A 14,975-nucleotide genomic window follows, 5' to 3' on the forward strand; every position below is an offset into this window, starting at 1 on the left:
ACATAGGCCGGTGATGATATGAAACAAGATTGGCTTATCCATAATTCACAGTTGCCAACCTTTCGCAGCCCCTTCGGGGCTGTTTCTTGTCATAGTACTGTAACCATAGCGTTAGCAGTCACGGCAGGCGGTCCACCGGTCAAGGTCACGCTGCGCTTGTGGCAGAGCGGACATGGAGAAGACCGAATACCCATGACGGCAACGGTTGTCAAGAATGGCTATCTTTATTATCAGGCAGCTTTTGCTGCACCTGAACAGCCGGGGTGGCTATGGTATTATTTTATTATCGAAGAGTATGACGGACGAATCTGGTTTTATGGAAATAATCAAAACCAGCTTGGTGGTGAAGGCCAAATCAGCCCGGAAATTCCACCATCTTATCAAATCACTGTCTACGAACGGGGTTTGTCGACACCGGCCTGGTTCAAAGATAAGATTATGTATCAGATTTTTGTTGACCGTTTTGCGGATGGTAATGCGGAAAAACAGCTGGATCATGCACCGCGAGGCAGTGTTCTCCATACCCACTGGGATAATAATCCCGTCTATATCCGGGACATGCAGACAGGCAGCATTTTAGCGTATGATTTTTTTGGAGGGAACTTAGCGGGTGTTATTAACAAACTACCGTATTTGCAGCAATTAGGAGTTGGTATTATTTACTTTAATCCCCTGTTCCAGGCTCCAAGCAATCATAAATATGATACAGCTGATTACAAAACGATTGATGCTCTTTTTGGTGACAATGAATTATTCCGCCTGCTGTGTGATAAGGCAAAAGAAGCGGGAATTGCTGTTATTTTGGACGGAGTATTCAGCCATACAGGCAGTGACAGCATCTATTTCAACCGCAGCGGCACCTATCCGTCGCTGGGCGCTTACCAGTCACCCCAATCACCCTACTATAACTGGTACCGGTTTAAACACTGGCCTGACGATTATGAAAGCTGGTGGGGCATTGAAACACTGCCGAATGTAGAGGAAACAGATGCCTCTTATCAACAGTTCATCATTGAAGAAGAGGGAAGCGTAGTTGAACAGTGGGCAGAACTTGGGGCGAAAGGCTGGCGGCTGGATGTGGCTGATGAGCTGCCTGATGAATTTATTGAGAAGTTCCGTCAAAAGCTAAAGCAGCTCGATCCGGAAGCTGTCTTGATTGGCGAGGTATGGGAAGATGCTTCCCATAAAGAAAGCTATGGCAGGCTGAGGCCGTATTTGCTGGGACAGCAGCTTGATTCGGTAATGAATTATCCTTTCCGCAAATGTGTTCTCGATTTTCTGCTGGGCAGCAAAACGGCCGGCGAGACACAGCAAATTCTGTTGTCAATCCGGGAAAATTACCCGAAACATCACTTCTATTCGTTGATGAACCTGATCGGCAGCCATGATGTGCCGCGCATATTGACCTTGCTGGGAGATGAAGAATTTGGCGCGCCTCTGACCGCTGCCCAGCTGGCGGCAAAACGGCTTACTTCTCAACAGTACGAGAAAGCGGCTGCCCGCTTGAAAGCGGCAGTATTATGGCAAATGACGTTCCCTGGCGTGCCTTCGGTCTATTATGGAGATGAAGCTGGCGTGGAGGGCTATACCGATCCGCTTAACCGGCGAACCTATCCCTGGGGCAGGGAAAATCGCGAGCTGTTGACGTGGTTCAGTCAGTTAACCAGACTGCGCAATGCTCACGCGGTACTGCGGACCGGCGACTGGATTCCGCTGGAGGTAAACGATGATGTGCTGGCTTTTGTGCGGTATATTACCGGCAATGCAGACGTTTTTCAGCAGGAGCGGGATGATAATACGGCACTTGTGCTGGTCAACCGGAGTGACCGGGATATAATGGTTTCAATTGACGTCCGGCAATGGGTTAAGGGCAGGCTGCTCTATGACATGATGAATGAAGAACAAGAAGTAGCGGTGGGTGACGGCACGTGTTCTGTTGTGCTGCCTCCTTTTGGCAGCAAGGTTTTGCTGGAACGATTATACTGCGGTGATAAAACCTGCGGAGTGCTGCTGCATCCTACTTCGCTGCCTTCAGCTTACGGTATTGGCGACTTTGGCCCCGAAGCCTACCGCTTTATTGATTTCCTGGAGGCAGCAGGGCAAAAGCTATGGCAGATCCTGCCGCTTACCCCTGTCGGGTTTGGCGATTCGCCATACGCTGCGTTATCTGCCTTTGCCGGCAACTGGCTGCTGCTGTCGCCTGAGCTGCTGGCGGCCGAAGGGCTGGTGACTGAGGCAGCTATTGCTAAGCTGGCGGCCGCATTTGCCGGCAGCGACGCCGGTTATGTCGATTACGATAAGGTAAAAGTGGAAAAAGAAGCTGTACTGCGTCAAGCCTTTACCGTATTTACCAAGCAGACTGTGCCAGCCTCCTATCGGGAATTTTGTCTGGACAATAAGGCCTGGCTGCCTGATTATGCGCTGTTTATGGCAGCCGGCAGGCATTTTAATGATCTGCCCTGGAATGAATGGGAACCGGCGCTTGCTGCCCGGGAAGAAGCTGTGATGGAACATTACCGGAAGCTCTTGTCTGAAGATGTGGCTTATCATACCTTTCTGCAATACGTATTTTACCGCCAATGGCAGGCTGTGAAGCAGTATGCGAATCATAAAGGGATTCAAATAGTTGGAGATATGCCCATCTTTGTTGCCCATCATTCCAGTGACGTCTGGGCCAACCAGCGGCTCTTCGAACTGGGGGCAGATGGTAAGCCCCTTTTGGTGGCTGGGGTGCCGCCTGATTACTTTTCCGAGACTGGCCAGCTTTGGGGCAATCCGCTGTATCGCTGGGATGTTATGGCACAAGATGATTATACCTGGTGGCGGGAGCGCTTTGCCTGCCTGCTGCGTCAGGTCGATATTGTACGGCTTGATCACTTTCGTGGTTTTGAGTCGTATTGGGAAATCAGCGCAGCGGAAAAAACAGCCGTTAACGGCCGCTGGGTCAAGGGGCCGGGTGCCGCGTTTTTTACCGTCCTGGAAAAGTATCTGGGCCCGATGGCAATTGTTGCCGAGGATTTAGGGATTATTACCCAGCAGGTCATTGATTTAAAACAGGCTTTCGCTTTTCCAGGCATGCAGGTGCTGCACTTTTCTTTCACCTGCGGCTTATCAGGACAATACCAGCCGCTCGGTATCGAATACAATACGGTATTGTATACGGGTACGCATGACAATAATACGACTGTCGGCTGGTACCGGGAACAAGGGGAGGGCGACAGCGAGACCCGAAACTGTGTCGATAAGTATCTGGGGATTACCGGCCTGCCGACGGATGAGGAATTGTGCTGGCGGCTAATTGAATTAGCCTATCAGTCCCGGGCAAAAACGGTCATAATTCCCATGCAGGACTTACTTCATTTAGACGCATCGGCAAGAATGAATTATCCCGGAACGGTAGGCGGCAGAAACTGGCGCTGGCGCTGCCATGCGGGCTGCCCGGACGGCCTCGTTGTCCGTCTGCGTGAATTTGTACAAAAATATCACCGTTAGGATGTCCTTACGATGAAGAAACAAGCAGGTGTTACAGCATGATTGGTCATATTCACCGCTTTTTAATCGGCAGACCTTTGCGATCGGAAGAAGCTGCCGGAGAACGGCTGCCGAAATGGAAAGCCTTATCAATATTTTCTTCCGATGCATTATCTTCCATCGGCTATGGCCCTGAGCAAATTGTCGTAACGTTGGTTTATTCAGGACTGTTGGTTTATGGCTATTTCGGCTATGCTTCCTTAGCTGTAGTGGCCCTCCTGGCTATTGTTACTTTGTCTTATGCTCAGGTTGCCCGTGCTAATCCCGGCGGCGGCGGTTCTTACTCCATTGCGATGCATAACCTGGGTGAAAGGTGGGCACTGATTGCAGCTGCAGCATTGTTTGCCGATTATGTATTGACGGTGGCCGTTAGTATTTCTTCCGGGACGCAAGCCCTGGTTTCGGCATTTCCAGAGCTGATAGGCAAAGAAATAACCATTGACCTGGTTATTCTCTTCGGAATTCTGATGCTTGTTAATCTGCGGGGCATCCGTGAATCGTCCAATGTTTTTGTTTGGCCTACTTACTTTTTTATTGGCGGCATCCTGTTGATGATCGGCACGGGCGTGTACCATGCCTTAACCGGCACCGCTCCGCTTATTGCCGAACAGTCTCTGGTCAGACAACAGGCGGATTGGGCTGTCGTTATCCTGGCATTACGCGCTTTTGCCAACGGCTGCAGTTCAATGACCGGCGTGGAAGCAATTTCTAACGGTGTACCCATGTTTCATAAGCCCGAAGTATCTAACGCCATCAAAACAACATATTTGATGTCGGCGCTGCTGGGGATCATGATTCTTGGCATCTCCTTTTTGTTTATGCATTATCATTTACTGCCCCTGGAGAATGTTACTATGATGTCCCAACTGGCCGAAGAAGTCTTTGGACGGGGCTGGGGGTATTATTACATTCAGATTACGACGATGCTGATTCTGTATTTAGCGGCCAATACCTCTTACAATGGGCTGCCGCCGCTGCTGTCCATCATGGCACGGGATTCCTATGTGCCCCGTTATTTGGGGGCAAAAGGGGAGCGGCTGGGGTATTCTAACGGCATATTGCTGCTGAGCCTGATTTCCGGAGTGCTGATTGTTGTCTTTCATGGCAATGTAGAGCATTTAATTTCGCTGTATGCTATCGGTGTATTTCTGTCTTTTACAATTGCCCAGGCCAGCCTGGTGGTCAAGTGGACCAGAGAACGGGAAAAAGGCTGGATGTCCCGCACGGCCATCAATGGCTTTGGTGCCTGTATAACCGGAATTGTTGTTATGATCATCGCTGTAACCAAGTTCTTTCACGGTGCTTGGCTGGTAATGGTGTTCATTCCGGCTATGATTTATACCTTTAAGAAAATTCACCAGCATTACCTGAATACAGCTGAGCAGTTATATCTGTCACCAGAGGATTTTGCCGAGCATCTCGCTGCCGGACCGGTAAAGAGTTTGACGATCGTGCCGGTATCGGGTATCACCAAGGTGCTGGCTGAATCGCTCCGTTATGCCCAGTCAATGGGCGGGGATGTAATTGCCCTGCACATTTATACAGATGAGCAGGAACGAATCAAGTTCGAAGAAAAATGGAAAAATTTCCATCTCGGGATTGAAATGCATGTTGTGTACTCCCCTTACCGGTCGATCGTCCAGCCTGTGTTAAGTTATGTAAGCGAGCTGGAAATGCATAAATCGATTTATGATTATATCACAATTGTCATTCCCGAATTTGAACCAAAGAAATGGTGGCACCGCTTCTTGCATAATCAAACCGGCTGGATACTCAGAACGTTGTTGATATTACGGGAGAATGTGGTTGTTTCTACTTTGCCCTACCATTTTAAACGCTAAAAAACATGAGTGTGTCAGCAGCAATATTGCTGCTGACACACTCATGTTTTTTTCCGGATAATTATTTTCTGAGTATTCCGCTATTGTGGCTGGAAAACGTTGACACTCAAAAATAGCAGTGCTAAAATTGAAATAAAAGTATACCATTATAGTATAGATTATGGAGGGAGTGTGCCGGTATTGCAATTCAACCAGGCTACTGATTATGCGTTTCGGGTTGTGCTTCATCTGGCATGCCTGCCGCAAGGAGCGATTGTCAACGGTCAGACGCTGGCAGAAAAAGAGAAAATTCCGCAGCGCTTTTTATTGAAGATTATGCGTTCATTAACGGCGGCCGGTATCATAAAATCATATCGTGGGGTAGACGGTGGTTTTGCTTTGGCTCAAAACGCAGATAGGATTACGCTGTTGGCAGTGATTGAAGCAATGGAAGGTAAAGTGGCTGTTCACCGCTGCCTGAATGAGCGGGATGCGTGCACGAAATTTTGTACGCATGAATGTCCCGTACATCATGCGCTGGCCGGGGTTCAGGCGCAATTCGTGACGTCGCTCGGCAGCATAAATTTTGCCGAATTAGCGCGCAAAAGAACAGGACGAGAGGGAGGTGAGTCCTCAGTCTGTTAACAGCAAGCAGTGTACAGTGACTGGTCAAAGAAATGCAGATTTAGGGGGGAACGCACATGGGTGAAGCCTTTTTGGCACGTTGGCAGTTTGGACTGACATCGACTTATCATTGGTTGTTTGTGCCGTTGACGCTGGGATTGACTGTTTTTATCGCAATTATGGAAGTTATTTATGTTCGAACCGGCAAAGAAATCTATAAGAAAATGGCTCAATTCTGGGGGAAATTATTTTTAATTAACTTTGCGATGGGGGTTGTTACCGGGATTGTGCAGGAATTTCACTTCGGCATGAACTGGTCGGAATACTCCCGCTTTATGGGGGATATTTTTGGTGCTCCGCTGGCTTTGGAGGCATTAACCGCTTTTTTCCTGGAATCGACCTTTATTGGTATCTGGATTTTTGGCTGGGAGCGCCTCTCGCCTAAACTGCATGCTGCGGCAGCCTGCCTTGTGGCTATAGGTACGAATCTATCTGCTTTTTGGATTTTAGTAGCCAATTCTTTTATGCAGCATCCGGTCGGTTTTGCGCTTAGAAACGGACGTGCTGAAATGACCGATTTTGGCGCCCTGTTAACAAACGGGTATGTGGCACATCAATTTCCGCATGTTGTATTAGCCGGACTGACTACAGCCGGTGCATTTATCGCCGCGATTAGTGCCTGGCAGGTATTACGGAAAAATCAGCTTCCATTCTTCGAGCTTTCGCTTAAATCAGGGATTGCCTTAATGCTTGCCGGTGCTGTTCTGGTCGCCGGTGTAGGCCACTTGCAGGCGCGGTATATAGCCAAAGTTCAGCCAATGAAACTGGCGGCGGCTGAAGCATTATGGGAGACAACTGATTCGGCCCCGTTTTCTCTTTTTGCGGCAATTAATGAAAAACAGCAAAGAAATACGATGGAACTGGCTGTGCCTGGTGCCTTATCCTTTCTGGTCTATGATTCGTTTCAGGGAAAGATTCAGGGGATAAAAGACATCCAGAACGAAATGGTGCAAAAATATGGACCTGGCGATTATATTCCCCCGGTAACGCCAATTTTCTGGAGTTTCCGGCTAATGGTTATTTCCGGGATGTGGATGCTGGCAATCGGGCTTGTCGGCTGGTATCTGGCCCGGCGTAATCAACTGCTTGATAATACGCTTGTTCTCAAAGCGATTTTTTGGACACTGCCTGTTTCCTACATTGCCAACGCAACCGGCTGGTACATGGCGGAGGCCGGGCGGCAGCCCTGGCTGGTAGTCGGACTGCAGACTACGCAGCAAGGGGTTTCACCAAATGTGACTGCTGCCGAGATCTGGACCACTATGATTGGATTTACCCTTGTTTATGCCATTATAGCCGCAGCAGCAGTGTATCTTGCTAAAAAAGTAATTGTAAAAGGGGCTGCTGAGCAGCGGCCGACGCAGATTGCTGGTGCAAAGGGGGCGACATTATGGAACTGACCGTATTGTGGTTTATCCTGGTAACCGTTTTATTTATCGGGTTCTTTTTTCTCGAGGGCTTTGATTACGGGGTGGGTATTTTGCTGCGCTTTCTGGGACGCACGGATACGGAGCGCCGGATGATTATCAACTCCATCGGGCCTGTATGGGACGGGAATGAAGTATGGATGATTACCGCGGGCGGCGCATTGTTTGCTGCTTTTCCCCATGTATATGCCACATTATTCAGCGGCTTCTATTTAGCATTGTTCTTGATGCTGGTGGCCTTAATATTGCGCGGTGTTGCCTTTGAATTCCGCAGCAAAGATGACAGCCCCGCCTGGCGCAATGCCTGGGATTGGTGCATTTTTTTCGGCAGTGCCGTACCGGCAGTGCTGTGGGGTGTTACGGTATGCAATTTAATAAAGGGCGTCCCGATCAATGCAAATATGATTTATGTGGGATCTTTCTTTGATTTACTCAGCCCATACACTCTGACAGGCGGGATAGCCTTTTTCCTGGTTTTTACGTATCATGGCGCTTTATACCTGTCGCTCAAAATTGCCGGTGAGCTGGCTGAACGGGCAAGAAAAGCCGCGCTCACATGCGGCGTGATAACTGCGATTGCCTGTCTGACACTGGTTGGACTGACTTACACCAATACCGATCTTTTCCAAAGCACCGGTGCCGGCATTAGCTTCTGGGGTGCGATAACCGCTTTTGTCGTGTCCTATTTTCTGACAAAGGCGAAAGAAGTCGGCTGGGGCTTTGTTTTCAGCAGCCTGACCATTGTTTTGACTACAGTAGCTTATTTCTGGGGACTTTTCCCGCGCCTGATGGTATCCAGCCTGAATCAGGCCTGGGACCTGACTATTATGAATGCGGCATCTTCTCCTTACACCTTGCAGTTAATGAGTATTGCCGCCTTTATCTTCGTGCCTGTCGTACTGGTCTACCAAGGCTGGACCTATTGGATCTTCCGCAAGCGGGTAACGGCGAAACAACTGGAATATTAGGGCTTACCGGGAGTAACTATGCTGCATAAACAATTAGTAGCCGAAGCATTCGGCCATAGCCGCCTGCTGGTACTGGTAACAGGTGTTGGGATCGGCAGCGGTCTCCTGGCAGTCCTGCAGGCTTATTATCTGGCATTGTGTATCAATGCCGTCTTTCTGGAAAAAGCTGAGGTACCGGCAATACTGCCCTGGCTGATAATCCTTGGCGGTGTCATCTTGTGCCGGGCCATTGCCGCCTGGTATGGCGATATACTGTCGCACCGGCTGGCTGACCGCATTCAGACAGAGCTGCGCCAACGGCTGGTGCAGCATTTGCTGGCGCTGGGGCCGGTAGCGCTAAGCAGGCAGCCGACCGGTGGTTTGGTTAACCTGCTAACCGAAGGGATTGAGAACCTGGAGGCCTACTTTGCCCGGTATCTGCCGCAGCTGCTTACGGCGGCCTTGATACCGCTGATCATTCTGGGGGTTGTCTTATACCAGGATCGAGTGGCGGCGCTGTTGCTTTGTGTTACGGCGCCGCTCATTCCGTTGTTCATGATATTGATTGGCAAAGCGGCAGAAAGGCGAAATAAACAGCAATGGGAGAAGCTTGCTTTTTTAAGCAGTCATTTCTTCGATGTTTTACAGGGCTTGACTACCTTGAAAATTTTCGGCCGCAGTAAAGAACAGATTGCTGTTATTGCCCGGATATCCGGTGAATTTCGTGATGCTACGCTGCAGGTTCTGCGGATCGCATTTTTATCGGCCCTTGCTTTAGAGCTGACTGCTACGATTAGTACGGCTTTGGTCGCTGTTACAGTAGGCCTTAAGCTGCTGTTTGCCGATATTGGCTTTACACAGGCTTTTTTTGTTTTGCTGCTGGCTCCTGAATATTATTTGCCGCTCCGGTCATTAGGAACTCAGTTTCATGCGGGGATGGCCGGTGTGGCCGCGGCAGAACAGATCTACCGTGTTCTGGCTATTCCGGCAGCAGAAGCAAAGGGGCGGGAAGAACGATATTTGCGCTCTGATGGTATGCAGCTTGAGTTTGTTCAGGTGTCTTTTTCCTATGAGAAGAATAGAGAGTGGGCATTACAGGAAGCAGGATTTTCTATCCAGGCAGGTGAGCGAGTGGCACTGGTTGGCGAAAGCGGCGCAGGGAAAACCACGATTGCCAATTTGTTACTGCGGTTTATACGTCCGGATTCCGGCACGATTCGAATTAACGGACAGTTGCTGGAAGGGATAAACGATGAGGACTGGCGTAGTCAGGTCGCATATGTACCTCAGTCACCGCATCTTTTTTCAGGCACAGTAGCGGACAACATCACTCTTGGCAAAGCGTATAGCCTGGAGGATGTCCAGCGAGCTGCAAGACAAGCGGGTGCTCATTCGTTTATTGAACGGTTGCCGCAAGGCTATCAAACCCTGGTAGGCGAAGGTGGACGGGGCTTGTCGGGGGGCGAACGCCAGCGTCTGGCTGTTGCCAGAGCTTTTTTGCTGGATGCGCCGCTGATCTTGCTTGATGAGCCTACAGCCAGCCTTGATGCACAGAGTGAAAGTAGTGTCAGCGAGGCACTGGAAAACCTGTTTGCAGGTAGAACGGTTATCATTATTGCCCATCGACTGAGTACGGTACTACGGGCTGACCGGATTATTGTGCTGGAACGGGGCAGAGTGGCTGAGGTTGGCAGCCATACCGAGCTGATCAGCCGAAAAGGGGTATATTACCGGCTGGCAGCTGCGTTTAGAGGTGTTCAATGAGACTACAAGGCTTACTGCGAATAATGAAGCCTGCCCTGCCGGCAATGAGTTTGGCAGCAATCTGCAGCATATTGACGGTCGCTGCCAATATTGGACTGCTGGGGACTTCGGCGCTGCTGATTGCCACTGCTGCTTTGCATCCTCCCCTGGCAGCCCTGGCCGTGGCGATAACCGGTGTTCGTTTTTTCGGCATCAGCCGGGCGGCCTTCCGCTATGCAGAGCGTTATCTTGCCCACACTGCCACTTTTCATATCCTGTGCTCACTGAGAGTTTGGTTTTTTGCCTGCCTGGAACCGCTTGCGCCTGCGCGCCTGCAGCCATATAAGAGCGGTGATCTTCTTAGCCGGCTGATTGCGGATATTGATACATTGCAGTATTTTTATTTACGGGTTATCGGGCCATTGCTGGCCGCAGTCGTTATTCTTTTGGTTATGTGCTGGTGGCTGTCCGCTTTTGCACCTGCACTGGGTATGCTGCTGGCCGCAGCGTTTGTTTTAAGTGGAGCGGCCGTTCCTTATTGCACCCGGCGAGCCGGCAGAAAGATCAGCCTGGCCTTGCTGGCTGAACGGGCTAAGCTGAAAACTGCTTTAGTCGATACCCTGGAAGGAATAGCAGAGTTGTCCGCCTTTGGCCAAACAAATCATCAGGCTGACCGGCTAGCCGCAACCGGCAGGCAGCTGAGTTTCTGGCAAAGCAGAAAAGCGGCCTATGCTGCCTGGACGGAGGGACTGAACAGTCTCCTTGTAAATGGTACCGTGTGGTGTGCACTGGTGCTGATTGTACCGCTGGTAGCTGCCGGTAAAATCGACGGCGTATATCTGGCTGTGCTGCTATTGGCGATTCAGGCCAGCTTTGAGGCGGTCCTGCCGCTTCCCGCAGCTGTTTATTATCTGGAGGAAAGCAGAGCGGCGGCTGAACGGTTATTTTTTCTGACTGAGACTCAACCTGCTGCGGTTGGCAGCAGTACAGCCGAGCTGGTTCCGGAACGCTTTGACCTGACTTTTTCTCACTTATCGTTTGCTTATCCGGGGGAAGCACAGTGTGCGCTTTGGGATATTTGTTTTTCCCTTCCTGCCGGTAAGCGGCTGGCTATTGTCGGTGCGAGCGGCGCAGGCAAGACGACCCTTGTTTCCCTGCTGCTTCGGTTCCGGGAGTACGAAAGCGGAGCCATTATGCTGGACAGGCGCGACTTGCGGGGATTTGCCCCGGAAGAAGTGCGGCGCCGGTTTGCGGTTGTCAGCCAGGAAACGCATCTCTTTGCTGCATCGGTTGGCGATAATATACGGCTGGCCCGGCCCGAGGCTTCGCTGGAAGAGGTCAGGGCAGCAGCACAATCTGCTGCAATTGATGATTTTATTCAGACCCTGCCGCAGGGATATGATACGCTGGTGGGAGTAAACGGGAAAGCGATAAGCGGCGGACAGCGGCAGAGACTGTCGATTGCGCGGGCCTTGCTGAAAAATGCGCCGGTGCTGATTCTGGATGAACCAACAGCCGGACTTGATGCCATTACCGCTCGGGAAGTAATGGCGGAAGTTTCCCGGTTAATGCTTGGCCGTACTACGATATTAATAACACACCAACTGACAGGACTGCAGGGGATGGATGAAATCCTGGTGCTTGATCAGGGCAGAATCGTTGAACGCGGAACATTTCGGCAGTTGATAACTAAGCCAGGACTTTTTTACCGCATGTGGCAGCTTCAGCAGGATATATTGTAGTGAAAAGGGATTTCTCCCGAAGGGCCGAAAGGCGCCTCTTTTTAGTTCAACCGCATTTTTATAAGAAAAATAAGAAAAATTGTAAATTGGACAAGGAGTTTTTCAATATTTGTCGAAAATGATTATTCATTAGGAAAGTGGTAAATTTTACTGGAGGTGGCAGATATGTCCATTCTGGATCTAATTGAAAAAGGTAAAAAGAGCCGTGAAAAGAAAGCTCGCGTAAAGGCAATCAAAAATACTGCAATTGGTGCTGCCATCGGGGTGACCGTCGGAGCGGCCGCCGGTGTCCTGTTAGCGCCTAAGTCAGGTAAAGAGACCCGTGAGGAGATTGCGGCTACCGCAAAAGAATTGCCTGACAAAGCAAAAGAGTTTGTTGAAAAAGCACAGGAAAAAATTGAAGAAGCCAAAGCAAAACTAAAAGATAAACAAGCGGAAGTAAAAGCTGAATTTTGTGCAACTGAAACTAACCATGCAGCAGAAAATATAAAGCTATAAGATGATGATGAACCATGAGCGGTCGGCAGCAATGTTCGGCCGCTTATTTAACAAATTCTGAGATGAAGAAGGGGATCGGTTTTGTATATTTCATTGTACGATTTAGGCTTGTTTTTTCTCTTTGCGATTGCTATTATCGGTGGAGGCTACTTAATCGCTGTTTTACACCGCTTACTGGGCCTCCTGGTATACGTGAAAGAAATTGTTCACACCCATAATGCGGATATTTCCGAAACGCTGACACTACTGCCAAGGACATTAGCCAATGTGAGCGAACTTGCCGTTAGCCTTAAGCGGGCTGTTGACCAGACTGGAAATGCTGTGGGAGTCTTACATAGCGACTTTACCGATACGGTTGATGATTTGCGGGATGGTCTGGAAACAGTTGGCTTGTATGCGCGAATTATCAGCGAAGTATTCAAATCCGTATTTTACAAGTAAGAACACCAAAAGCGATTGCCAGGAATTTATAGATTCCGGCAATCGCTTTTTTGTGGGAAATTCTCGCAGTCAGCCTCTGGATGCTTGCTGGAATTGCGGAAAGTGATTGACACATTTACCCTTGCACTGCTATTATAAGCATGTAATATTGTAATGTGGTAGTGTGCATCACAGGTATCTATGTATTGACAAGTAAAGACAGTGTAGAAAGGTAGGATGGTTATTTTGAGTATTCAACTAGTCATTATTATTGCGTACATCTGTATTCTCTTTGGAATTAGTATTTATGTAAAGCGGCGTGCACAAAACAGCAGCGGTTTTTTGTTTGCCGGACGCAAACTGACAACAACGCTGGTGGCAGCCAATATTGCCGGAACGGCTATCGGTGCTGCATCAACTATCGGGGTTGCTGAAAATGCATTTCAGTTTGGGATTGCGGCAGGCTGGTACAATGTTGCCTGGGCGGCAGGGGCTGTCGTGATGGCGCTGGTAGCAGCAGGAAAATACCGGGAACTCAATTGTACGACGATACCGGAATTATTTGAACGTTATTATGATAAAAAAGGGCGGGCTATTGCCGTCTTAGGCATGATTACCATTCAACTGGTGATTACTTCCCTTCAATATATTGCGGGCGGGGCAATCCTGTCCTCACTGCTGCCCGACATATTCTCCTTTCAGGGCGGCATGGTAGTCAGTGCAATCGTATTTATCGGCACGACGATACTCGGCGGTCTGTGGTCTTCAGGACTTTCCAACATTCTCAGTGTTACATTAATTTATGTAGGTGTATTAATCAGCACCGTCACGATTGTCAATGAGCAAGGCGGTCTGGATGCGATTGCAGCGTCTTTGCCGCCCAGCGTGGACTGGTTCGGACCGGTCGGCGGACTTGGGCTGGCGACCATTATTGGCTGGTTTGTCGTTATGATGACCCAAACAATTACTGCTCAGGGGCCTGTACAGGTGGCTTGTGCTGCTGTTGACAAAGCCGCAGCCAAAAAAGGCTTTCTATGGGGAGCCTTGCTGATGTTTCCTGTTGGCTTTTCCTGTGCCATTATGGGGGTAGCCGCCCGGGCAGCGCACCCGGAAATGAAGGCAACGCTCGCCTTGCCGCAAATGATTATGGGCCTTGACCCGGTAATCTCAGGCTTGACGCTTGCCGCTCTTTGGGCGGCAGATGTTGCTACTGCCTGTCATATTCTCTTGGCAGCGGGGACCTTATTTTCCCAGGATATTTATAAGCGCTTCCTGAAACCGGGAATTAGTGACCGGGAGTACACGCTGGTAAACCGGTACGCGATACTGGGGCTGGGAGCAATGACTCTATGGTTTGCTTTTAATGCGGTAGGTATCGTCAAGACGATGCTGATTGGGCTGAGTCTGACAACTGCCTTTACGTTAGTATTTTTGTTTACCATGTTTGCGCCGGGACTTTGCCGGCGGAATTCCGCTTTTTATACCACTTTGGCGGGTATTATAACCCTGTTTGTATGGCAGGCGTTTCCGCAGGTACAGATTTTTGCGCATCCGATTTATATGGAGTGGCTGGTTTGTCTGATTACCTTCTTTGTGGTCGCGATTGTTGATCAGGAAAGAATTGTAGCTGTTGATCGTCCCGCTAAGGAACAAGAGACGTGCAGCTGCTGCTAATGAAATAGGAAAATCCACCTGCTGGTCTGGCAGGTGGATTTTTTTTGCCGGCAGATTATTCGGGATATGTGAAGGTAATGGTCTTTTTTATATCCGGATGAAGGCTGTTGTATACGGGGCACTCCTTAGCGGCAAGCTCAATAATCTTCCGCTCTTTGCTAGTGTAGGCATTGGAAGGCAGGATGAATTCAGCAATCAGTTCCACAACCCGCCGGGGGCTGGTCCCCATAATTTTGGTCGTCTTTACCTGCGCTCCGTTAATCGTGAAGCCATGCGTCTGGGCAGCAAGGCCCATAATGGTTAATACGCAGCTGCCATAGGAGGCTGCCAGCAGGTCGGTTGGGGAAAAGGCTTCGCCGCGCCCGTGATTATCAAGCGGCGCATCCGTAATTAGCGAGCTGCCTGATTGGGTATGCACGGCCTCTGTACGTAAGCCGCCCAGATAGGTTGTTTGGATAGTGGCCAAGTAAATCCCTCCTTGCTGATATA

11 protein-coding genes are annotated in these 14,975 nt (G+C 49.7%); 10 read left to right on the forward strand and 1 reads right to left on the reverse strand.

The features are described 5' to 3' along the window. The first annotated feature begins 18 nt into the window (after positions 1-18). The 10 genes from malQ to EV210_RS06855 all read left to right on the forward strand — a co-directional run bounded on the left by malQ (position 19) and on the right by EV210_RS06855 (position 14,486). On the forward strand, positions 19-3,492 hold the full coding sequence (gene malQ, locus EV210_RS06810) for a 4-alpha-glucanotransferase (protein ID WP_132077577.1): 3,474 nt from the start codon (positions 19-21) through the stop codon (positions 3,490-3,492). Between the two features lie 38 nt (positions 3,493-3,530). Continuing rightward, positions 3,531-5,372: an APC family permease gene (locus EV210_RS06815; protein ID WP_132077580.1), complete on the forward strand. Its 1,842-nt coding sequence runs from the start codon at positions 3,531-3,533 to the stop codon at positions 5,370-5,372. A gap of 171 nt (positions 5,373-5,543) precedes the next feature. Next, on the forward strand, positions 5,544-5,996 hold the full coding sequence (locus EV210_RS06820; protein ID WP_243650461.1) for an RrF2 family transcriptional regulator: 453 nt from the start codon (positions 5,544-5,546) through the stop codon (positions 5,994-5,996). A gap of 56 nt (positions 5,997-6,052) precedes the next feature. Beyond that, the gene (locus EV210_RS06825) at positions 6,053-7,435 is read left to right on the forward strand and encodes a cytochrome ubiquinol oxidase subunit I (protein WP_132077583.1); all 1,383 of its coding nucleotides are present in this window, start codon (positions 6,053-6,055) and stop codon (positions 7,433-7,435) included. Next, positions 7,426-8,430, forward strand: coding sequence for a cytochrome d ubiquinol oxidase subunit II (gene cydB, locus EV210_RS06830; RefSeq protein ID WP_132077586.1), 1,005 nt, complete (start codon positions 7,426-7,428; stop codon positions 8,428-8,430). Before EV210_RS06825 ends, cydB begins: the two co-directional genes overlap by 10 nt. An 18-nt stretch (positions 8,431-8,448) precedes the next feature. After that, a complete protein-coding gene (cydD, locus tag EV210_RS06835; RefSeq protein ID WP_132077589.1) occupies positions 8,449-10,173 on the forward strand; it encodes a thiol reductant ABC exporter subunit CydD in 1,725 nt (574 codons plus the stop codon). Continuing rightward, a complete protein-coding gene (gene cydC / locus EV210_RS06840; protein ID WP_132077592.1) occupies positions 10,170-11,894 on the forward strand; it encodes a thiol reductant ABC exporter subunit CydC in 1,725 nt (574 codons plus the stop codon). The genes cydD and cydC overlap by 4 nt, the downstream gene beginning before the upstream one ends. Before the next feature lie 165 nt (positions 11,895-12,059). Continuing rightward, complete coding sequence (locus EV210_RS06845; RefSeq protein ID WP_132077595.1) at positions 12,060-12,392, forward strand: YtxH domain-containing protein; 333 nt, start codon at positions 12,060-12,062, stop codon at positions 12,390-12,392. An 81-nt stretch (positions 12,393-12,473) separates the two neighbouring features. After that, a complete protein-coding gene (locus EV210_RS06850; RefSeq protein ID WP_132077598.1) occupies positions 12,474-12,833 on the forward strand; it encodes a hypothetical protein in 360 nt (119 codons plus the stop codon). 225 nt (positions 12,834-13,058) lie between these two features. Next, positions 13,059-14,486, forward strand: coding sequence for a sodium:solute symporter family protein (locus EV210_RS06855; protein ID WP_132077602.1), 1,428 nt, complete (start codon positions 13,059-13,061; stop codon positions 14,484-14,486). Between the two features lie 55 nt (positions 14,487-14,541). Here the strand turns inward: EV210_RS06855 and EV210_RS06860 are convergent, their stop codons facing one another. Next, positions 14,542-14,952: an OsmC family protein gene (locus tag EV210_RS06860; RefSeq protein ID WP_132077605.1), complete on the reverse strand. Its 411-nt coding sequence runs from the start codon at positions 14,950-14,952 to the stop codon at positions 14,542-14,544. Positions 14,953-14,975: the final 23 nt, after the last annotated feature.

It is taken from the genome of Anaerospora hongkongensis (assembly GCF_004339805.1).
Lineage (GTDB): Bacteria > Bacillota > Negativicutes > Sporomusales > DSM-15969 > Anaerospora > Anaerospora hongkongensis.